The sequence below is a fragment of the Streptomyces sp. NBC_00310 genome (assembly GCF_036208085.1).
Taxonomy (GTDB): domain Bacteria; phylum Actinomycetota; class Actinomycetes; order Streptomycetales; family Streptomycetaceae; genus Streptomyces.
The window spans coordinates 8,017,885-8,038,930 of the sequence record NZ_CP130714.1 but is presented as its reverse complement, the minus strand read 5'-3'; the positions used below and the strand labels follow the sequence as shown (position 1 = coordinate 8,038,930).

Below are 21,046 nucleotides of genomic sequence, written 5' to 3'. Positions count from 1 at the left end.
GGGCCCGTGGAAATCCGGCGGTGGCGGCAGGGGGTGGTACGGCGGTCACCTGCGGCGCAGCGGCAGGGGGGCACCCATCACCGCGTACGGCTTGGGGGCGCTGGGGAAGACGACCTGGCGGGCCAGGTCCGTGTAGCCGAGGGACCGGTACAGGGCGCGGGCCGGGCTGTCGACGTCGATCGCGGAGAGGATCGAGCGGGGTTCGGTCGCGCTGTCGGTGATGGTGGTGATGAGGGCGCGGCCGACGCCGTGGTTCTGGTGGCGGGGGTGGACGTGCAGTTCGGTGATCACGAAGGAGTCGTCCAGCCAGTGTTCGTGGCCGAGGGCGCGGAGGTAGGGCTCGACGACGGTGGACCACCAGTGGGTGCGGTCGTTGGGCATGCCGTAGACGAAGCCGACGAGGCGGTTGTCGACCGTGGCGCCGAGTGCTCGTGCCCCCGGGTAGGTCATGTGGCGGAGGACGATGTGGCGGCGTACGGCCACCTCGTCGGGGCCCAGGCCGAAGGCGACGGCTTGGACGGCTAGGGCCTCGTCTACGTGGGCGGAGAGGTCCAAGGGGCCGATGACGAGGCTCATGTTGCGGATGCTACAGGGGGGTTCGGGTTGTCCGCGGGGTGCGGGTTGGTTGTGGCCGGTCGCGCCCCACGCGGCGGAGCCGCGTGTCGGGACAGCCCCGCGCCCCCGAAGGGCGCGCACCGTGCCCGGCGCTGGGAGGTCGAGCGGGGAGGCCGGTTCCTCAGAACAGGACGCTCATGAACGCGCCCACTTCCTGGAAGCCCACCCGTTGGTACGTGCGCCTCGCCGCCGTGTTGTAGTCGTTGACATAGAGGCTGACCAGCGGGGCCACGTCGGCCAGCGCGTAGCGGAGGACCGCTGCCATGCCGGGGGCGGCCAGGCCCTGGCCGCGGTGTTCGGGGGCCACCCAGACGCCCTGGATCTGGCAGGCCTGGGGCGTCGCCGCGCCGATCTCGGCCTTGAAGACGACGCGGCCGTCGGGGCCGAGGCGGGCGAAGGAGCGGCCGGAGCCCACGAGTTCGGCGACTCGGGCCTGGTAGAGGAGGCCTCCGTCGCCGGCCAGCGGGGAGACGCCTACCTCTTCGGTGAACATCGCCACGCACGCCGGCATGATCGCGTCCATCTCGTCCTTGCGGATCCGGCGGACGTACGGGTCGGGGGTGACCTCGGCGGGGTCGGGGAGCCGGTCGGTGACCATGAGGGGCTGGTGGGAGCGGACCTCGCGGGCCGGGCCCCAGCTGGGTTCCAGCAGCCGCCAGAGCTGGGCGGTGGATTCGGCGGGGCCGACGACCGAGGAGCAGCGGCGGCCGGCCCGGCGGGCGCGGTCGGCGAAGGCGCGCACGGCGCGGGGGGTGGCGCAGATGGGGACGAGGTTGGCGCCGGCGTAGCAGAGGGACGTCAGGGCGCCATCCTCGTACCAGCCCCACATCTCGCCGCCGAGTCGCCAGGGGTCCAGGCCGGCGACCTGGACGCGGGAGGTCACGAAGGCGTTCGCGACGGGGTCTCGGTCCAGGACGGCGAGTGCGGCGTCCAGGTCACTCGGTTCGAGGACCCTGGTGGTGGTCTGGGTCAACACGTGCGGGGGCCTCACCCTGGGGTCTGCGCTGGTCTCCGCACGATACCCTGCCGGGCTGTGCGGGGCGCCCTGCGGCTGCGCCGCGGCCGGGGCGCCTGGTAGCTCGGTGGCTACTGCGCTTTGGCGGGTGCGCGTGCGTCGGGGCTTGTCGCGCCCACGCGGCGGAGCCGCACATCGGATACAGCCCCGCACCCCTGGAAGAGGGCCTGCGGCCCCTTCCAGAGAAGAGCGGCCCCTCAGCCCGCTACCGCCACCGTCGGCTCGCCCGAGGTGATGCCGTCGGCCTCCATCTGTTCGGCGATCTTCATCGCCTCCTCGATGAGGGTCTCGACGATCTTGGACTCGGGGACGGTCTTGATGATCTCGCCCTTGACGAAGATCTGGCCCTTGCCGTTGCCGGAGGCGACGCCGAGGTCGGCCTCGCGGGCCTCGCCGGGGCCGTTGACGACGCAGCCCATGACGGCCACGCGGAGGGGGACCTCCATGCCGGTGAGGCCGGCGGTGACCTCTTCGGCGAGCTTGTAGACGTCGACCTGGGCGCGGCCGCAGGAGGGGCAGGAGACGATTTCGAGGCCGCGCTGGCGGAGGTTGAGGGATTCGAGGATCTGGTTGCCGACCTTGATCTCCTCGACCGGCGGGGCCGACAGGGAGACGCGGATCGTGTCGCCGATGCCCTCGGAGAGCAGCGCGCCGAAGGCCACCGCCGACTTGATGGTGCCCTGGAAGGCGGGGCCCGCCTCCGTGACGCCGAGGTGGAGGGGGTAGTCGCACTGGGCGGCCAGCTGGCGGTAGGCGTTGACCATGACGACCGGGTCGTTGTGCTTGACCGAGATCTTGATGTCCCGGAAGCCGTGCTCCTCGAAGAGGGAGGCCTCCCAGAGGGCGGACTCGACCAGCGCCTCGGGGGTGGCCTTGCCGTACTTCTGGAGGAGGCGGCGGTCCAGGGAGCCGGCGTTGACGCCGATGCGGATCGGGGTGCCGTGTTCGGCCGCCGCCTTCGCGATCTCCTTGACCTTGTCGTCGAACTGCTTGATGTTGCCGGGGTTGACGCGGACTGCGGCGCAGCCGGCCTCGATCGCGGCGAAGACGTACTTCGGCTGGAAGTGGATGTCGGCGATGACCGGGATCTGCGACTTGCGGGCGATCACCGGGAGGGCGTCGGCGTCGTCCTGCGTGGGGCAGGCGACGCGGACGATCTGGCAGCCGGAGGCCGTCAGCTCGGCGATCTGCTGCAGCGTGGCGCCGATGTCCGACGTACGCGTGGTGGTCATCGACTGGACCGAGACCGGCGCGTCTCCGCCGACCGCCACGGACCCGACCTGGATCTGCCGGCTCTTCCGGCGCTCGGCGAGCTTGGTCGGAACGGACGGCATGCCGAGAGAAATCGCAGTCATCTGCTGTGCAACCCCAAGTTGTGGATCAGGATCGGTTCCCGGTACGGGCGGGCTCCGGGCTTCGAGATTACGGCACAGGCATGGGCCCGAGCACATCACCGTCCGTAAACCCACCCGTTGGGGAGACTCGCCGCGGCGTTCGGGCACAGGTCGGCGGACGTACCCGTACGACGGCGGCCGGGCCCACTCCGTGAGTGTGCCCGGCCGCCGTGAACCACGGGTGACTACGAGATGCGCACCGGGTTCACGAGGTCCGCGATCAGCACCAGGAGGGTGAAGCAGACGAAGATTCCGGCCACCACGTACGCGACGGGCATCAGCTTCGCCACGTCGAACGGGCCGGGGTCGGGGCGGCGCAGCACCTTGGCCGCGTTGCGGCGCAGCGACTCCCACAGGGCGCCCGCGATGTGCCCGCCGTCGAGCGGGAGGAGCGGGAGCATGTTGAACAGGAAGAGGGAGAGGTTGAAGCCGGCGAGCAGGATGAGGAAGCTGGCGAGCTGCTGGGTGGCGGGGATGTCCATGGTGAAGATCTCACCGCCGACGCGGGCCGCGCCGACCACGCCCATGGGCGAGTCGGCCTCGCGCTCGCCGTCGCCGAAGGTGGCGTCCCACAGGGCGGGGACCTTGGCGGGCAGGGAGAGCAGGGACTCGACGCCGTTCTCCATCATGTCGCCCATGCGGTCCACGGACTCGCCGAAGGACAGCGGGAGGATGTCGGAGGCGGGGGTGAAGCCGAGCCAGCCGGCGTAGACGTACTTGTCCTGGACGTAGCCGCCCTGGCCGTCGGTCTGGCTGACCTGGTTCTTGATGAGGGTGGGGGTCAGATCGACCTGCTGCCCCTTGCGGTCCACGGTGAGCGTGATTTGTTTGCCGGGGTTGTCGCGGATGTCGGCCTGCAGGGAGGACCAGTTCTCCACGGGCGTGCCGTTGAAGGCGATGATCTTGTCGCCGGGCTCCAGGCCGGCCGCCTTGGCGGGGGCCTCCTTGTCGCTGCCCTTGCACTTGGAGCGGTTCTCACTGGCGGAGATGACGCAGTCCGAGACCTTGCTGACCGTGGTCGTCTGGGTCTGGGCGCCGAAGGTCATCATCACGCCGAGGAAGATCACGAAGGCCAGGACCAGGTTCATGAAGGGTCCGGCGAACATCACGATGACGCGCTTCCAGGGCTTGCGCGTGTAGAAGAGGCGGTTCTCGTCGCCGGGCTGGAGCTCCTCGAAGGAGGCCGCGCGGGCGTCCTCGATCATCACGCGCCACGGGGAGGTCGAGCGGCTCTCGATCCGGCCGTCCTCGCCGGGCGGGATCATGCCGATCATGCGGATGAAGCCGCCGAGCGGGATCGCCTTGACGCCGTACTCGGTCTCGCCCTTCTTGCGCGACCAGATGGTCGGGCCGAAGCCCACCATGAACTGGGGCACGCGGACACCGAAGAGTTTGGCGGTCGAGAAGTGGCCCAGCTCGTGCCACGCGATCGAGAACGCCAGGCCGATCACGAAGACCACTATGCCGAGGATGAACATCAGGGTCGTCATGCACGGGCCTCCGCGGTCGTCCGCTCGGTGGGTTTGCCTGTCGAAGTGGTCGAGGTGGTCAGTTCACGGGCCCTGGCGCGCGCCCAGGTCTCCGCTTCGAGGACGTCCGCCACGGTCAGGGAAGTTCCCGTTCCGGGGGTGCCGTGCTCCTCGACGACCCGCGTGACGGTCTCCATGATCGCGTCGAACCGGAGACCCCCGTGCAGGAACGCGTCGACGCACTCCTCGTTGGCCGCATTGAACACCGCCGGGGCGGTGCCCGCGAGTTCCCCCACGTGCCGGGCGAGCCCGACCGACGGGAACGCGTCGTTGTCGAGGGGGAAGAACTCCCAGGTGGACGCCTTGGTCCAGTCGAAGGCGGGCGCGGCGTCCGGGACGCGCTGCGGCCAGCCGAGGCCGATGGCGATGGGCCCGCGCATGTCGGGGGGCGTCGCCTGGGCCATCGTCGATCCGTCCGTGAACTCAACCATCGAGTGGACATACGACTGGGGATGCACGACGACCTCAATGCGGTCGAAGGGAATGTCGTAGAGGAGGTGTGCCTCGATGACCTCCAGGCCCTTGTTGACCAGGGTCGCGGAGTTCACGGTGATGACCGGGCCCATGGCCCAGGTGGGGTGCGCGAGGGCGTCGGCGGGCGTCACGTCCGCCAGTTCCGCCTTCGTACGGCCCCGGAACGGGCCTCCGGAGGCGGTGACGACGAGCTTGCGCACGTCGGCCCGGGTGCCGGAGGCGAGGGCCTGGAAGAGGGCGGCGTGCTCGGAGTCGACCGGGATGATCTGGCCCGGCTTCGCCACCGCCTTCACCAGCGGGCCGCCGACGATGAGCGACTCCTTGTTGGCGAGCGCGAGGGTGCGGCCCGCCTCCAGGGCGGCGAGGGTCGGGGCGAGGCCGATGGAGCCGGTGATGCCGTTGAGAACGGTGTGGCACCGCGAGGAATCGGAGGCGGCGAGCTCGGTGGCCGCGTCCGGGCCGGCGAGGATCTCGGGGAGGGGCTCCCCCGCGCCGTACGCGGCGGTCAGGGCCTCGCGCAGCGCCGGTACGACGTCCCGGCGGGCGACGGCGACGGTCCGCACGCGCAGGCGGTGCGCCTGCTCGGCCAGCAGCTCCACCCTCCCTCCGGCGGCGGAGAGCCCGGTCACGCGGAAGCGGTCCGGGTTGCGCAGGACGAGGTCGATGGCCTGGGTGCCGATCGAGCCGGTCGATCCGAGGATCACTACGTCCCGTGCGCCGTCGACCGGGTCGAAGACGAGATGCGGATCGGCGAGAGGGGCTGGACTGTCGCTCATCCCCCCATTGTGGCCGCATCCGGTGTCCGGCAGGACCGCGCGCCCCACTGATGACCCACTTCGTGCGATGCGCCTTGACGATGCGCTTTCTCCGTTTGTGAAGCACGCGTGAAGACCGGTACCGCCAGGCGCTGCGGGGGAGGGTCGTTCGCGGGCTGCGGGCCGGCTGTGGCTGGTCGCGCAGTCCCCCCGCGCCCCGTGAAGGGGCGCGGGGGATGTGGGATGTCACCGGATGCGGCGGTGGACGTTCTCCTTCTCGCTGGGGCCGGGCGTCGCGTCCGCGATCCACGGGCCCTCTCCCGACGGGTCGATCACGCCTTGCTCCAGCCACTCGTACGCGCCGCCGAGGACGCCCTTGACCACCTTGTGGTCGAGGTCGTCGGTGTTGCTCCACAGGCGGCCGAAGAGTTCCTCGACGCGGATGCGGGACTGGCGGCAGAAGACGTCGGCGAGCTGGTAGGCCTCACGGCCGTGGCCCTCGGTGGTGCGGAGCAGTTCCGCGCGGACGACCGCCGCGCTCATCGCGAAGAGTTCGGCGCCGATGTCGACGATCCGGCCCAGGAAGCCCTGCTTGGTCTCCATGCGGCCCTGCCAGCGGGACATGGCGTAGAAGGTGGAGCGGGCGAGCTTGCGGGCGTTGCGCTCGACGTAGCGCAGATGGGTGGAGAGGTCGGGGTGGCCCGCCGGGTGGAAGTCGCCGTAGGTGCGCGGGAGTTGGCCCGGTCCCGCGACCAGCTTGGGCAGCCACTTGGCGTAGAAGACGCCCGCGTTCGCGCCCGCCTTCGCCTTGTCGGAGAGGGACTTCTCCGGGTCGATGAGGTCGCCGGCCACGGAGAGGTGGGCGTCGACGGCCTCGCGGGCGATCAGCAGGTGCATGATCTCCGTGGAGCCCTCGAAGATCCGGTTGATGCGCAGGTCGCGCAGCATCTGCTCGGCGGGGACGGCCCGTTCGCCGCGCGCCCGGAGCGAATCGGCCGTCTCGAAGCCCCGGCCGCCGCGGATCTGGACCAGCTCGTCGGCGATCTTCCAGCCCATCTCGGAGGCGAAGAGCTTGGCGAGGGCACCCTCGATACGGATGTCGTTGCGGTCCTCGTCGGCCATCTGGGAGGAGAGGTCCAGCACCGCTTCCAGGGCGAAGGTGGTGGCGGCGATGAAGGAGATCTTCTGGCCGACCGCCTCGTGGTGGGCGACCGGCTTACCCCACTGCTCACGGGCCGCCGACCACTCACGGGCGATCTTCAGGCACCATTTGCCGGCGGCCACGCAGGACGCCGGGAGCGAGAGCCGGCCGGTGTTGAGGGTGGTGAGGGCGATCTTCAGGCCCGCGCCCTCGGGGCCGATGCGGTTGGCGGCGGGGACCCGGACCTGGTGGAAACGGGTGACGCCGTTCTCGATGCCGCGCAGGCCCATGAACGCGTTGCGGTTCTCGACGGTGACGCCGGGCGAGTCGCTCTCCACGACGAAGGCGGTGATGCCGCCCTTGTGCCCGTCCGACTTCGGCACCCGCGCCATGACGACGAGGAGGTCGGCGACCACGCCGTTCGTCGTCCACAGCTTCACCCCGTCGAGGACGTAGTCGTCGCCGTCGGGCACCGCGCTCGTGGCGAGCCGGGCCGGGTCGGAGCCCACGTCGGGCTCGGTGAGGAGGAAGGCGCTGATGTCGGTGCGGGCGCAGCGCGGCAGGAACCGCTCCTTCTGCTCGGGGGTGCCGAACAGTTTCAGCGGCTGCGGTACGCCGATCGACTGATGCGCCGAGAGCAGGACGCCGATCGCCGGGCTGGCCGAGCCCACCAGGGCCAGCGCCTTGTTGTAGTACACCTGGGTGAGGCCGAGACCGCCGTACCTGGGATCGATCTTCATGCCGAGGGCGCCGAGCTCCTTGAGGCCGTTGACGACCTCGTCGGGGATACGGGCCTCGCGCTCGATCAGGGCGCCGTCGACCTTCGTCTCGCAGAAGGCGCGGAGCTTGGCCAGGAACTGCTCGCCGCGCCGGACGGCCTCGTCGGTGGGCAGCGGGTGGGGGTGGATGAGGTCGAGGCGGAACCGGCCCAGGAACAGTTCCTTGGCGAAGCTGGGCTTGCGCCAGTCCCGCTCCCGGGCGGCCTCCGCCACCTGGCGGGCCTCACGTTCTGTGACGACGGGCTTCTTGAGGGGTGGTGCGGACATGAGGCTCACCTCGCCGCGAATCGGGATCTCGTACCGGATGGGTACCTGAAGGGTTACCGATGGGTGCTACTCGATCGTTGGTACCCGATCCGGAGTGACCCCGCCACCCCTCGCGTGCGCGATCGGCCGAGCGTTCGACCTCTTCGGCAGGCGCGCGAGCGCGCTCCCGCACTCCCCCGCTCAGCCGATGTCCACCGAGTACGCCTTCGTGTCCAGGCGGCCGGTTCCCTTGAAGACCTCGGTGCCCGCCTCGATGCCGGAGACGTACTTGTCGCCGCTCAGCAGCTTGCGGCGGACCAGGGCCTGGGTGAAGTCGTCGAGGTTGAGCGTGGCCTTGGTGGTGTTGGTGCGGCGGACGAAGGAGTACACCTTCCAGCCGATGTCACCGGTGTGGATGTCCCACATCGCCCCGCCGAGGCTGACGCTCCCGTACCTGGTGCCGAGCGGTCCCGCGCCGCCCTGCCGGTTGAGCCAGATCATGACCTCGTCGGTGGGCCGGTCCTGCCAGTCCGCGGTGTTCTTGGAGTGCAGCCACAGGTCGTAGGCGACGTTCATGGTGCCGGGGTCGGAGCCGACCGAGAACTCCCAGCCGGTCTTCACGGCCTTGCGGTCACCGACACGGATCGGCAGCCCGGTGGCCGCCTTGTCGACCTTCCAGCCCCAGTGCCAGCCGAGCACGCTGCTCGCGTACGACTTCACGTCGTGGTCCATGCCCGTGCCGGAGTTGGCGAGGCTGTAGCTCGTTCCCCACGAGATGGTCGAGCCCGACCGGGAGTTGTCCCAGACGCACTGGGTGCCGACGGCCTTCTCCCTGTTCCAGACGTTGTTGTTCACGTAGTACTTGCCCAGCGTGATCGTGTCGAAGTCCGTGCATCTCCTGGCCTCCTCCCCCGCCGTCGCCACGGTCACGGAGGCCCCGACCGCGAGCGCGGTGACCGCGGCCGCGCCGATCTTGGCCGTACGGGTCAGGCGTGGGCGACGGTGCGACATCGGTGTTTCCTTCCGGGGGTGAACACATACGCGACCTGGTCGCCACCGCCCCCTCCTGAAGTTGCCGTCGAGTTCCAAAGTCGAGTTCTAAACTGGGGACACAGGAGCGCCCCGGAGGGGCGCGGGGAACTGCGCGAGAAGCCCCCACTCACCCGCGCCCTCCCCACAACACCCCCCACCACCCCCTTGGGCGTCCGGCGAATTATCGAAGCGCTTCGACAACCTATGGACACCCACTCACCGCCGAGCTACTGTCGAGCCACCCTCACTCGCCCCTGTTCAGAGATAGCGCTCTGTCGAAGCGCTTAAACACGCTTGGAGAGCTGGATGGTCACCCTCGCCGAGGTCGCCCAGCACGCCGGAGTCTCGGCGAGCACGGTGAGCTATGTCCTCAGCGGCAAGCGGTCCATCTCCGCGGGCACCCGGCAGCGGGTCGAGCGGAGCATCCAGGAGCTCGGCTACCACCCGAACGCGGGGGCCCGCGCCCTGGCGAGCAACAAGTCGAACATCGTCGCCCTGATGGTCCCGCTGCGCACCGACATGTACGTCCCGGTGATGATGGAGATCGCCATAGCGGTGGCCACCACCGCCCGTACGTACGGCTACGACGTGCTGCTGCTCACCGGCGAGGAGGGCCCCGACGCGGTGCGCCGGGTCACCGGCAGCGGGCTCGCCGACGCGATGATCCTGATGGACGTGGAGCTCGACGACGAACGGCTGCCGCTGTTGCGCGGCACCGACCAGCCGTCGGTGCTCATCGGACTGCCCGCCGACACCAGCGGCCTGACCTGCGTCGATCTCGACTTCGGGGCGACGGGTGCGCTGTGCGTGGAGCATCTGGCGATGCTCGGCCACCGCGACATCGCCGTCATCGGCGAGGCGCCCGCGGTGTACGAACGGCACACCGGTTTCGCCGAGCGCACCCTCGACGGACTCCGGTCCCGGGCGAAGGAGCTGGGCATGCGCGTGCTGCACCGCCCCTGCGGGGGCGGCTACGACGCGATGGCCGCGACCCTGGCCCGGATCTTCGACGAACGCCCGGGCACCACGGGGGTCGTCGTGCAGAACGAGTCCGCGGTGGAGCCGCTGCTCGCGCTGTTGCGGCAGCAGGGGCGCGCGGTGCCGGAGGACGTCTCGGTGATCGCGGTCTGCCCGGACCAGGTCGCCGTGCAGGCCTCGGTACGGCTGACCTCCGTCGCCATCCCCGCCCAGGAGATGGGCCGACGGGCCGTGGAGCAGCTGGTCGCCAAGCTGGAGGGCCGGGACACCGACGAAGTGGTGCTCCTCGCCCCCGAGTTGACGGTCCGCGCGAGCACGGGACCGCTGTCCACCACCGGCTGAGCCCCCGTCGTACGCGAGCCGCCGCACGCAAGCCGCCGTTCGGAAGTCGCCGTACGGCTCCCTCCTCCTCCCCCACAGCCCGGCGGCCGGAGCCGTGCCGGGTGTGCCGCCACTCCTCCCTTCCAGGAGACCTCCCGTGAATCAGCCTGCCGAGAACCAGACCCCGACGGGCGCGGTCAGCCTCGCCCAGTCCTCCCCCACCGTCGGCACGTTCCGTGAGCGGGACGGCGCCCTGGAGTGGAGCGGACGCCAGGAGACCCTGCGGATCGAGCCCTGGGGCCCGGACGCGGTCCGGGTCCGCGCCCGCCTGGGCGGCCCGGTCCTCGACGGGCTGCCGGGCGCCCTGCTCGACGAGGCGGAGAGCACCGAGAGCAGCGTCAAGATCGAGGACGGCCTGGGCCGGCTGACCGTCGGCGCGCTCACCGTCGAGGTCGACGCCGAGGGCCTGATCCGGTACACGCGCACCGCCGACGGCGGCGAGCTGCTGTCGGAGGCCCGCGCCCACTTCTGGTGGCCCGGATCGCGCCTCTACACGGCCGTCGGCAACGGCCACCACCGCCTGGAGCAGCGCTTCGCCGCGTACGACGACGAGAAGCTGTACGGCCTCGGGCAGCACCAGCACGGGCGGCTCGACCAGAAGGGCCTGGTGCTCGACCTGGTCCAGCGCAACGCCGAGGTCGGCATCCCGGTGCTCACCTCCAGCCGCGGCTACACCCTGCTGTGGAACAACCCGGCGATCGGCCGTGTCGAGCTGGCCGGCAACGGCACCCGCTGGGTCGCCGACTCCGCCCGGCAGATCGACTACTGGATCACCGCGGGCGATCCGGCCGACGCGCAGCGCCGCTACAGCGCGGCGACGGGCCGTACGCCGATGCTGCCCGAGTGGGCGGCCGGCTTCTGGCAGTGCAAGCTGCGCTACCGCACTCAGGACGAACTCCTCGCCGTGGCACGGGAGTACAAGCGGCGGGGTCTGCCCATCGACGTCATCGTCTGCGACTTCTTCCACTGGACGCATCTCGGCGAGTGGAAGTTCGACCTCGCCGAGTGGCCCGACCCGGCGGCCATGGTCCGGGAGCTGGACGAGCTGGGCATCAAGCTGGTGGTGTCCGTGTGGCCGTCGGTGTCGCCGCTGAGCGAGAACCACCCTGTGATGGAGCAGCGCGGCTACTTCATCGGGACGCAGTACGGCCCGATGGCGCACGCCGACTGGCCGGACAAGGGGGTCGCGTCGACGGTCCAGGTCGCCTTCTACGACGCGACGAACCCGGAGGCACGGGAGTTCGTGTGGTCGCGGGTGAAGGAGAACTACCTGGAGCCGTACGGCATCAAGGCGTTCTGGCTGGACGCCTGCGAGCCGGAGATCAAGCCGGGCTTCCAGGAGAACCTGCGCTACTGGGCGGGGCCCGGCCTGGAGGTCGGCAACATGTACCCGGCCGAGAGCGCCCGCACCTTCTACGAGGGGCTGAAGGCGGCCGGCGAGGACGAGATCGTCTCCCTCAACCGTTCGGCGTGGGCGGGCAGTCAGCGGTGGGGCGCCGCGCTGTGGTCCGGTGACATCGGCACGGACTTCACGGCCCTGCGCCAGCAGATCGCGGCGGGCCTCAACACGGCGCTGTCCGGCATTCCCTGGTGGAACACCGACATCGGCGGCTTCCACGGCGGCGACCCCGATGATCCGGCGTACCGCGAGGTGATGGTGCGCTGGTTCCAGTTCGGCGCGTTCTCGCCGCTGATGCGGCTGCACGGCTTCCGTGAGCCCGGTATGCCGCTGGGTCCGGCGATGACCGGGGGGCCCAACGAGGTCTGGTCGTACGGGGAGGAGGCCGGGGCGATCCTGGAGGACTACCTCCGGCTGCGGGAGCGGCTGAAGCCGTATGTGCTGCGGGTGATGCGGGAGGCCCATGAGGAGGGGCTGCCGGTGATGCGGCCGCTGTTCCTGGAGTTCCCGGAGGACGAGCGGGCCTGGTCGGTCGACGACGCGTATCTGTTCGGGCGGGATGTGCTGGTCGCGCCGGTGCTGGAGGCGGGGGTGACGCGGTGGACGACGTACCTTCCGGCGGGGGCGCGGTGGACCGACGCGTGGACCGGGGAGACGTACGAGGGCGGTGCGTCCGTGACCGTGGATGCTCCGCTGGAGCGGATTCCGGTGTTCCTGCGGGACGGGGTGTCGTTGCCGATCGCCGAGTAGGCGCCTGTGCGGGGGTGGCCCTGCCGGGCGTGATGAGCGTGGCGCTGTCCCAGGTGCTGGTGGTCGCGGAGCGGCTGCTGCTGCCCTGGGTGCGGGAGACCACCTCGCAGAGGTGGCGGACCGGCCCGATCACCGTTCGCCGGCCGGGTCTACGCTATGGCGCCATGGCCATCCCATGATCCTCAGGGGTGTGCGCGACCTCTGAGCGAGTGGAGATGACAGAGGATGAACAGCCGTACGGGAGACTCTCGCGGAACCCGCGGGGGACGGCCGGGCCGCAGGGGCGGACCCGCGCGCAGACCGGTCCATCGGACGCGTACGACGATACGCACCACCGGCGGGTACGTGGAGGCGCCGAGGGCCCTCGCGCGGTCGGACGAGGGGGTCCCCCGTGGTTTCCTGCCGGGGCCCGCGCGGCACATCGCCGTGTGGAGCGCGCTCACGCTGCTGGTGACGGGTGTCGTCTCGGTGGGCGTGTGGATCTGTGTGACGTTCCAGACGGCGGTCACGCCGATGCTGGTCGCGCTGCTCGGTACGGCGCTGCTGGGTCCGTTCTACCGGCGGCTGGTCGCGATGAAGTTCAACAAGTCCCTTGCCGCCGGGCTGACCTGTGCCGCCGTGGTGGTGGTGATGGGCGGGGCCGCGTACATCGTGGTGGCCGCGCTGATCGACACCGGTGACCAGATCATCACCTCGCTCAGGGACGCGGCGAAGTCCCTCAGTGACGAGTTCGGGCTCGCGGGGACCTCGCTGGACGACCTCGCGAAGAACGCGAAGGAGCTGCTGTCGAAGTTCGGCGGCACCGCGGCCTCCGGGGTGCTCACCGGGGTCAGCGCGGTCAGTGAGTTCGTCGCGATGGCCATCCTGGCGATGCTGCTGATGTTCTTCTTCCTGCGCGACTCCGACAAGGCGGTCGCCTCCCTGCACTCGCTCGCGCCGCGCGGCTCCGGTGACACCCTGGAGGTGATGGCACGGCGCGCGTTCCGGGCCATCGAGGGCTATATGCGGGGAACGACGCTCATCGCCTTCATCGACGGCGCCTGTATCGCCATCGGTCTGCTGATACTCCAGGTGCCGGGCGCGATCGGCCTCGGCGCGCTGGTGTTCGTCGGCGCGTACATCCCGTATCTGGGCTCGTTCCTGTCGGGCGCGGTGGCGATCCTCGTCGCGTTCGCGGACCGGGGCCTGGTGACGGCGCTGTGGGCGGTCGGGGTCGTCTTCGCCGTGCAGATCCTCGAAGGGAACGTGCTCCAGCCGATGATCCACAGCCGGACCGTGCAGATGCACCCGGCGGCCATTCTGCTGGCCCTCACGGCCGGGGCCTCCATCGCCGGCATCCTCGGCATGCTCCTCGCCGTGCCGCTCACGGCGGCGGTGTCCGGTGTGCTGTCGGAGCTGCGGGCACGGTACGGGGACGGGGCGGGCGCGACCGCACCCCCGGGGAGCCGGGAGGTAGCCCGCGCGGCAGGATGATCACCGGCGGGCGCCGCACCGGGCCGACCGCCGACGGCACCACGCCCGGACCCGGATCGTCCGGCCCCCGCGCCCGGACCCGGACCCGGACCCGGATCATCCGGCCCCCGCACCCGAAGGGATCTCCTCGATGACCTCCACTCCCCTGTCCCTCTCCCTGGCCAATCTGTTACTCCGGCCGACGCTCGGCTCCCGACGCGACCCGGACCGGGTCTTCGACCGGATCGTCGCCAAGGCCGGACAGGCGGACGGGGACGAGGAGTTCACCGACGGCTTCCGGTTCCTGCTGCGCCACTGGGCGGGCGACGCCGACCTCACCGCCGTCGGCTGGCAGTCCGCCCAGGCCCATCTGCGCAGGCATCTCACCAACCGGGCCCGCGTCCGGCGGCTGATCGCCGAACACCCGGAGATCGAGCAGGAGACCATCGAGCGGCCGGTGTTCGTGGTCGGTCTGCCGCGCACCGCCACCACACTCACCCACGGCGTGCTGTCGATCTCGGACGAGCACCGCTGCCCGCTGCTGTGGGAGCTGCTCGCGCCCGACCTCCACACGTCACCCGAGCGGCGGCGGAAGGCGATCACGTCCACGCGCCGCTGGGTCGGCGGCATCAACCTGTTCGCCCCGCGCTTCCAGGACATCCACCCCATGACCGCCGAGGGCCCCGAGGAGTGCACCTTCGTCCTGCCGCACGCCCTGGTGCCCCTGTCCCAGGCCCGCATACCGCAGTACCAGGCCTGGCACTTCGAGCGGGACTTCGTCCCGGACTACGGCTACCTCAAGCAGGTCTACCAGGTGCTCCAGTACGGTCGCCCACGCCGCCGCTGGATGCTCAAGTCCCCCATGCATCTCGGGAACCTCGACGCCCTGCGCGCGGTCTTCCCCGACGCCACGATCGTGTGGACCCACCGGGACCCGGCGACCGTCGTCGGGTCGTTCTGCAGCCTGGTCGAGCAGGGCATGGTCGGCACCCTCCGCCCCCTCGACCTGCACGTCCTCGGCGCCCAGTGGCTCGAACTGCTGAGCCGCTCCATGGAGCGCGCGCTCGCGGCCCGGGCCGCCATCCCCCGCGAGGCGCTGGTGGACGTCCCGTACTCCTGGCTCGGTTCCGACCCGGCCACGGGCGCCCCGAAGCTCTACGAGGCCGTCGGCGCCCGGTGGACCGACGCCGACGCCGCCCGGCTCCCCGGGATCGTCGCCCGCCCCAAGGGCTCCCGCCCTCATCGCTATGACCTGGCCCGGTACGGCCTGACCCGGGCCGACGTCGAGGCGGCCTTCACCGACTACAACGCGCTGCGGGCCGAGGTCGACCGGGCCTGACGCTCTCGGGCACGACAGGACCTCGGCCACCCGCGCGCCACCGGTGGCCGAGGTCCGGTGTGTCCTAGCCGACGACCCGGCCCACCTCGATCCGGTCGATGTTCGGCGCCCACGCGCCCGCGTTGCCGAAGGTCACCTTGTTGGCGCCCTTCTCCAGGTCGACGGGGACGCCCACGGTCCAGTAGTCGTCCCAGCCCCAGGTGTTCTTGAAGGTGACCGTGCGCGGCGCACCGTCCCCGACCGTGATGTCCGCCGTACGGGACATGATGTCGGTGTTGTACGAGTGGCCGTTGTCGCGGCGGTCGTTGTGCGCGTAGTGGACGACCAGGACGTAGCGGCCGGACGTGGGGGCGTTCACCGTGAACTCGGCGGTGCTGTCCGCGCTGTTGCCGAGCCAGCCGATGTACGACCCGGCCGAGGCGTGCGCGGAGTCGACGAGCCTGGCTCCGCCCGCGAGCGTGGCCGAGGCGCCCTCGTACGCGAGCGTGCCCGTGGTCGAGCCGGCGCCGGTGACGTCGAGGGAGCGGACGGCGGTGTGCTTGGCGGTCGCGGTGATCCGGTTGTTGCCGGCCACGAGGTACAGCCGCAGCGGCCGGTCGGGCACCGCCGCCACCGACTGCCCGTGCAGGGCGAGCTTCACCGGCGCGGACGCCCGGGGCACCACCCGGTAGTAGCCGTCGCGCGGGGCGTACACGTCGAAGACCGCCTTGTCGCCGGAGCGCAAGCCGAGCGCGCCGGTGCCGACACCCGCTGACGAGGCGTAGTCGTACGACGGCTTCCCGCTGATGTCGGCGAGCGTGGCCTCGTAGGAGGCGGAGGGCTCGGCGGTGCGGGCGGTGAGGTCGATCCGGTCGAGGGTGACCTCGGTGTCGCCCTTGGCGAGGGTCAACCGGTGCGTCCCCGCCGGAAGTCGGACGGTGACGTCCTTCTTGGCGCGGTAGGTCCAGTTCTCGGTGGAGGGGTAGGTGACGGTGACCGGGTCGCCGCCGTCGACGATCAGTTTCTGGGTGGCCGGGGTCCCGGACTGGTTGCCGTACAGGATCGCCAGGTCGTACGTGCCGTCCTTCGGCACCGACACGGTGAAGTCCACCTTGCTGCCGACCTGGTTGAGCGAGCCGACGTCCTTGGTGCCGGAGGCCGCGTAGCCGTTGGCGTTGCTGACGGTGCCCTGGGTGTAGACCTTGCCGTCGGTGATCGCGGCGTCCTCGGCCTCGTAGGAGGCGGTCCAGGGGACGGACGGGGTCGTCGGGGTGCCGGAGCCGCCCGGGGTGAGGACGACGCGGTAGGCGGACATCTTGTGCAGGCCGCGCAGCGGGACGGTCACCGTGCCGTCGTCCGCGATCCTCACCTTCGTGCGGGAGAGGACGCGCGGGGTCGCGTGCTGCCCCTCGTAGCCGGACCACGCGGCCTCGGCGACGGTCGCGGTGACCGTACGGCCGAACAGGGAACGGGAGACCTTCTCGACCACGACGTCCGTGTCACCGGCGGCGCCGCCGAGCAGGACCTGGGCCTGGCGGCGGGAGGCGTCGAGGGAGGCGAGACCCTGGAGGGTGTCGATGGTGTTCGCCTGCGGCGGGGTGACCTTGACGGTGTCGCCGGTCAGGCCCGCGTACCAGCGGAAGAACCACCAGCCGCCGTTGGGGATGTTGGAGCGGACGACGTTGCCGTCCATGTTGCCCGCGGCGTCCCAGTACGCCTGGTTGGCGTACACCTTGTTCCGCTCGAACATCGAGACCCACTGGACGAGTTGGCCGGGGACGGAGAGGTCGCGCCGGTTGGCGTACTCGTCGATGTTGATCTTCAGCGGGGCTATGCCCGCCGCCCGCTCCAGGGAACGGTAGTCGTCGTAGTGGGCCTGGAAGTCCCGCAGGGAGCCGGAGCCCAGCTCGTGCCAGGTCATCACCTGGGGCAGGACGTTCTCGCGCTTGGCGAAGGCGAGGAAGTCGCGCAGCAGGCGTGTGTGGTAGCCGGCTTCGTTGGGGCCGGCGATCCGCGCGTCCGGGTCGATGGCTCGGATGCGCTCGTACACCGTCTTCCAGTCCCGGAAGAACCGGTCGCGGTTGACCTCGTACTGAGCCTGGTCGGCGACGTCGAGCTTGTACCAGATCTGGTCGGGCTCGTTGAACGGGATGTAGACGAAGCGGTCGCTGTTCGGGTCGGCCGAGACCTCCTTGACGATCTTGTCGACCTTGGGGAGGTAGTCGTCGATGCCGAGGTCCTCGTAGGGCCACTTGGCGTAGATGTCCTGCATCATCACGTTGATCTCGCCGCCGCCGTTGCGGAAGAACGACTTGGAGACGGTCAGCGCGTCGCCGTTGGGGTGCTGGGCGCCGCCCTCCGGCTTCTGCGAGATGCTGGTGATCTTCAGGGGGGCGAGGGCCGCGTCGCTGGGCACCCCGTCGTCGCTGAGCCCGTACAGCGCGCCGTTGGCGCCGAGCATCACCGGGCCCTCGGAGGCGGAGAGGTCGACGGTGAGGCGCTGCGGGTCCGCGGCGGCCGCCGCGGACGCCCCGGTGGCGGGGAGGGTGCCTGCCATGGCGGTGACTCCAAGTAGTGCGGTGACCAGGGCGGTTCTCGTACGGGACCTGGTGCGGATCCGGGTGCGGGCTCTCGTGCGGGTGGGGGTGATCACGCTGCTGGACCTCCGGTCATTTGACGGCTCCACTGGTGATTCCGGACACGATCTTTCGCTGGCCGACGAGGAAGACGGCGACCATCGGCAGGCTCATCACCACGACGTACGCGAAGACGAGATGCCAGTTGTTGAGGTAGAGCTGGGCGCTCGCGACCTTGTAGAGGTTGAGCGGGAGGGTGGCCCGGTCGCCGCCGCCGAGGACGAAGAAGGCGTAGAAGATGTCGCTCCAGGCGTAGAGCATCACCATGATCGTCGCGGTGGCGATGACCGGTCGGAGGAGGGGCAGGACGATCCGCGCGAAGATCCTCAGCGGTTTCGCCCCGTCGATCCGGGCCGCCTCCTCCAGCTCCATGGGGATGGCGCGGATGAAGCCCGTCATGAAGAAGATCGACGTGGAGAGGTACATCCCGGTGTAGACGGCGATCATTCCGGGCCGGGTGCCCGCCAGCCCGAGCTGCCGCAGCTCCATCACGATGGTGATGACGGCCGGTGGCAGCAGCAGACCGCTGATGCACAGCGCGTACGCCGCCGAGACCAGCCTGGACCTGCGGCGCGCGAAGACCCAGGCGGCGCCCGCGCCGAGGATCAGCACGAGGACCACCGAAGGGACCACGACCAGCAGGGAGTTGAGAAGACCGCGCAGCATCTCGCCCTGGGCGACGGCGTCGTCGTAGTTGGCGCCGGGCTGCCAGTGCTCCGGCGGGTCGAGGTTCGGCTCGATGGCCTCGGCCTGCGGCTTGGCGGAGGTGACGAGGACCAGCCAGAGGGGGACGCCGACGGCGAGAGCGGCGAGGAGGAGGACGAGGGCGGGGCGGCCGTACCGCCAGAGCCGGGGCACGGGAGGGTTCACAGCAGCTGCTCCCTTCGGCGCAATCCGATGACCAGCGGAATCGCGACGGCGACCACGACCAGGAAGAGGACGAGGCTCATCGCGGACGCCTGTGCGTACAGGCCCTGGCCGAAGATCCGGAACATGTAGATGTTGAAGACCTCGGTGGAGGCGGCGGGCCCCCCGCCGGTCGTGGCCTGCACGATGTCGAAGGTGTTCATCGAGCCGATGAGCGCCGTGGCGACGTTGAAGGTGAGGGCCGGGGCCAGCATCGGCCAGCGCACCGACCAGAAGGTCCGCCAGGGCCCGGCTCCGTCCATCCGCGCGGCTTCGAGCATGTCGCCGGGGATGCCCTTCAGCCCCGCCAGATAGATCAGCATCGACAGGCCCATCCACTTCCAGCCGTGGATGAGGGTGACGATGACGAGCGTCCACGTCGTCGAGCCCAGCCAGGGAACGTCCGTGCCGAGCAGCGAGTTGACCGCGCCGTCCTGGTCGAGGAGCGCCTGGAAGACGTACCCCGTGGCGAGGGCCGAGATGAGCACCGGCAGGAAGAAGACGGCACGGAAGAACCGGTTGAAGCGGGTGTCGTCCTCCAGCAGCAGGGCCAGCACCAGCCCGAAGCCGTTCTGGAAGACGGCCGCGAGCAGCGCGTACAGCAGGGTGGTACGGATCGCGCGGACGAGGGTGCCGTCGGCGGCGATGGTCGTGAAGTTGTCGAGGCCCGTGAAGGCGATGTCCGGGTGGTACGAGGACCAGTTGGTGAACGGGTAGTAGAAGTTGAGCAGGTTGGGCACCAGGAAGAAGCCCGCGAAGACGATGACCGCGGGGAGCGCGAACCACCAGGGGTGGTGCACGGCGGCCCGGGGCAGCCGCCCCGCCCGCCGGGGTTCGCTTCTCGTGGGTGCCTTCTTGCGCGTACGTACGGCCGTGTCCGCCATCGGAAGCCCTGTCTCTCCCTCCGGCTAGAAGCCGGGCGCGCCCTGGGCCTTGGCCACCTGCGCGAACTGGTCCTGGATGGCCTGGGCGACCTGCTGCGGGCTCTTCTTGTCGAAGAGCATGTCGGCGAGGTACAGGTGTGTGTCCGGGGCGACGATCGCCTTGGCCTGGAAGACGCCGATGGCGGTGGGCAGGGCCGCGACCTGGGCCTTCGACGCCTGAGGGAGGCCGTCCGGGGTGGGCACGGAGGGCTGCACGGACGGGATCTTCATCGCCTTGATGTAGTCGGGGTAGTCGGGACCGAGCCAGAAGGCGAGGAACTGCCGGGCCGCGTTCTGCCGCTTCTCGTCACCCGTCTTGAAGGCGACCACGCCGTTGGTCTGGTCGGGCGAATACAGGCCGGTGGCGGCGGAGTTGGCGATCGGGAACCAGCCGATCCTCTTGTCGATCTCGGCGGTGGAGTACTTGGCCTGCAACTGGCTCTGGAAGGACGTGACGTTGAGGACCATGCCGGCCTCGCCCTTCCACAGCGCGTCGGCCTGGCCGGTGAAGGTGCCGGTCCGGTGGTTCTTCTGCGCGAGCCCGGCGTCGAGCAGCTTCTCCTTGTACTTCTTGATCGCTCCGACGACGACCGGGTCGGTCCACTTCTCCTTGTTCTCGTTCAGGTCCGCCCACCACTGCTTGTCGAGGTCGGTGAGCTGCACCTGCATCTGCCACTGCAGGGGCCACTTGTCGCCGCCGGCCTCGTAGAAGGCGGCCGCGTCAGTGTCGTCGACGACCTTGTGGCCGAGGGCGAGGAGCTCGTCGTACGACTTCGGGAAGTCCTTCTCGGCGATGCCCGCCTGCTCGAAGACGTCCTTGTTGTAGTAGACGCCGAGCATCGCGGGGCTGGTGACGATCGCCGCGTACCGCTTGCCGTCGATGACGCCGAGCGTCTTCTCGGTGTCGCCGAGCTGGGAGACCCACTCCTCGCCGTCGAGGGTGAGGAGGTTCTGCCGTGGCTGGATGAAGGGGAGCGTGGAGATGGACGGCTGCCAGAACATCAGGTCGGGGCGGTCGCCGGAGGCCAGCTTCGTCGGCACGTTCGACTCGTAGGGGTCCGGCACCGGCTGGGTCTCGACCTCGGCGCCGGTGGCCTTCTCGAAGGCGTCGATGACCTGCTTGGGCGCGGTCACCGTGTTCTGCGCGGTCCACATGGTCAGCTTCACGCCGTCGAGCCGGGCGGTGGGGTCGACGGCCGACTGCTGGGTGTCCGTGTCCGCGCCCGAGGTCCCCGCCGTGGGATCGCTGCACGCGGTGGCGGCCAGGCCGAGGGCACATATGAGGGACAGCGTCGGGAGAGCCTTTGTCTTCATCGCGGCCTT

Annotated in this window: 15 protein-coding genes; 4 read left to right on the top strand and 11 right to left on the bottom strand. The window is 70.3% G+C overall.

The genetic code is table 11. From position 1 onward, the window contains the following. Positions 1-45 precede the first annotated feature (45 nt). From OG202_RS35310 to OG202_RS35280, 7 genes are all read right to left on the bottom strand, one after another. Positions 46-576 carry a GNAT family N-acetyltransferase gene (locus OG202_RS35310; RefSeq protein ID WP_326576526.1) on the bottom strand — a complete coding sequence of 177 codons (531 nt, stop codon included), beginning with the start codon at positions 574-576 and terminating at the stop codon, positions 46-48. A 160-nt stretch (positions 577-736) separates the two neighbouring features. Further along, complete coding sequence (locus OG202_RS35305; protein WP_326576528.1) at positions 737-1,591, bottom strand: GNAT family N-acetyltransferase; 855 nt, start codon at positions 1,589-1,591, stop codon at positions 737-739. Between the two features lie 236 nt (positions 1,592-1,827). Then, positions 1,828-2,985: a flavodoxin-dependent (E)-4-hydroxy-3-methylbut-2-enyl-diphosphate synthase gene (gene ispG, locus OG202_RS35300; protein WP_326576530.1), complete on the bottom strand. Its 1,158-nt coding sequence runs from the start codon at positions 2,983-2,985 to the stop codon at positions 1,828-1,830. Between the two features lie 224 nt (positions 2,986-3,209). Next, positions 3,210-4,514 (bottom strand): M50 family metallopeptidase, encoded by a 1,305-nt coding sequence (locus OG202_RS35295; RefSeq protein ID WP_326576532.1) that lies wholly within the window; start codon positions 4,512-4,514, stop codon positions 3,210-3,212. Further along, positions 4,511-5,803, bottom strand: coding sequence for a 1-deoxy-D-xylulose-5-phosphate reductoisomerase (gene dxr / locus OG202_RS35290; RefSeq protein WP_326576534.1), 1,293 nt, complete (start codon positions 5,801-5,803; stop codon positions 4,511-4,513). The genes OG202_RS35295 and dxr overlap by 4 nt, the downstream gene beginning before the upstream one ends. Before the next feature lie 225 nt (positions 5,804-6,028). Continuing rightward, a complete protein-coding gene (locus OG202_RS35285; protein WP_326576536.1) occupies positions 6,029-7,969 on the bottom strand; it encodes an acyl-CoA dehydrogenase family protein in 1,941 nt (646 codons plus the stop codon). A gap of 180 nt (positions 7,970-8,149) precedes the next feature. Next, on the bottom strand, positions 8,150-8,959 hold the full coding sequence (locus OG202_RS35280; protein ID WP_327727595.1) for a GH12 family glycosyl hydrolase domain-containing protein: 810 nt from the start codon (positions 8,957-8,959) through the stop codon (positions 8,150-8,152). A 327-nt stretch (positions 8,960-9,286) separates the two neighbouring features. Between OG202_RS35280 and OG202_RS35275 the strand changes: the two genes are divergently transcribed. From OG202_RS35275 to OG202_RS35260, 4 genes are all read left to right on the top strand, one after another. Then, entirely contained in the window at positions 9,287-10,300 is a 1,014-nt protein-coding gene (locus OG202_RS35275) for a LacI family DNA-binding transcriptional regulator (RefSeq protein ID WP_326576539.1), read from the top strand. Positions 10,301-10,436: 136 nt separating this feature from the next. Beyond that, positions 10,437-12,488 (top strand): glycoside hydrolase family 31 protein, encoded by a 2,052-nt coding sequence (locus OG202_RS35270; RefSeq protein ID WP_328224138.1) that lies wholly within the window; start codon positions 10,437-10,439, stop codon positions 12,486-12,488. A gap of 426 nt (positions 12,489-12,914) precedes the next feature. Beyond that, positions 12,915-13,961: an AI-2E family transporter gene (locus OG202_RS35265; RefSeq protein WP_327732109.1), complete on the top strand. Its 1,047-nt coding sequence runs from the start codon at positions 12,915-12,917 to the stop codon at positions 13,959-13,961. 130 nt (positions 13,962-14,091) lie between these two features. Further along, positions 14,092-15,279, top strand: coding sequence for a sulfotransferase family protein (locus tag OG202_RS35260; protein WP_327727597.1), 1,188 nt, complete (start codon positions 14,092-14,094; stop codon positions 15,277-15,279). A gap of 64 nt (positions 15,280-15,343) precedes the next feature. Here OG202_RS35260 and OG202_RS35255 read toward each other — a convergent pair whose 3' ends face one another. From OG202_RS35255 to OG202_RS35240, 4 genes are all read right to left on the bottom strand, one after another. After that, positions 15,344-17,815: a CBM35 domain-containing protein gene (locus OG202_RS35255; RefSeq protein ID WP_328224137.1), complete on the bottom strand. Its 2,472-nt coding sequence runs from the start codon at positions 17,813-17,815 to the stop codon at positions 15,344-15,346. Between the two features lie 112 nt (positions 17,816-17,927). Next, a complete protein-coding gene (locus tag OG202_RS35250) occupies positions 17,928-18,752 on the bottom strand; it encodes a carbohydrate ABC transporter permease (RefSeq protein ID WP_328224756.1) in 825 nt (274 codons plus the stop codon). 8 nt (positions 18,753-18,760) lie between these two features. Beyond that, entirely contained in the window at positions 18,761-19,684 is a 924-nt protein-coding gene (locus tag OG202_RS35245) for a carbohydrate ABC transporter permease (RefSeq protein WP_328224136.1), read from the bottom strand. A gap of 24 nt (positions 19,685-19,708) precedes the next feature. Next, positions 19,709-21,037, bottom strand: a complete 1,329-nt coding sequence (locus tag OG202_RS35240) for an ABC transporter substrate-binding protein (RefSeq protein WP_326576548.1) — start codon at positions 21,035-21,037, stop codon at positions 19,709-19,711. Between the last annotated feature and the right edge of the window lie 9 nt (positions 21,038-21,046).

Excerpts from the sequence above, each read along its gene's own strand:
- OG202_RS35285 (WP_326576536.1), bottom strand. The coding sequence starts at position 7,969 with ATGTCCGCACCACCCCTCAAGAAGCCCGTCGTCACAGAACGTGAGGCC.
- OG202_RS35310 (WP_326576526.1), bottom strand. The coding sequence starts at position 576 with ATGAGCCTCGTCATCGGCCCCTTGGACCTCTCCGCCCACGTAGACGAG.
- OG202_RS35275 (WP_326576539.1), top strand. The coding sequence starts at position 9,287 with ATGGTCACCCTCGCCGAGGTCGCCCAGCACGCCGGAGTCTCGGCGAGC.
- dxr (WP_326576534.1), bottom strand. The coding sequence starts at position 5,803 with ATGAGCGACAGTCCAGCCCCTCTCGCCGATCCGCATCTCGTCTTCGAC.
- OG202_RS35240 (WP_326576548.1), bottom strand. The coding sequence starts at position 21,037 with ATGAAGACAAAGGCTCTCCCGACGCTGTCCCTCATATGTGCCCTCGGC.
- OG202_RS35255 (WP_328224137.1), bottom strand. The coding sequence starts at position 17,815 with ATGGCAGGCACCCTCCCCGCCACCGGGGCGTCCGCGGCGGCCGCCGCG.
- OG202_RS35245 (WP_328224136.1), bottom strand. The coding sequence starts at position 19,684 with ATGGCGGACACGGCCGTACGTACGCGCAAGAAGGCACCCACGAGAAGC.
- OG202_RS35295 (WP_326576532.1), bottom strand. The coding sequence starts at position 4,514 with ATGACGACCCTGATGTTCATCCTCGGCATAGTGGTCTTCGTGATCGGC.
- OG202_RS35280 (WP_327727595.1), bottom strand. The coding sequence starts at position 8,959 with ATGTCGCACCGTCGCCCACGCCTGACCCGTACGGCCAAGATCGGCGCG.
- OG202_RS35260 (WP_327727597.1), top strand. The coding sequence starts at position 14,092 with ATGACCTCCACTCCCCTGTCCCTCTCCCTGGCCAATCTGTTACTCCGG.
- ispG (WP_326576530.1), bottom strand. The coding sequence starts at position 2,985 with ATGACTGCGATTTCTCTCGGCATGCCGTCCGTTCCGACCAAGCTCGCC.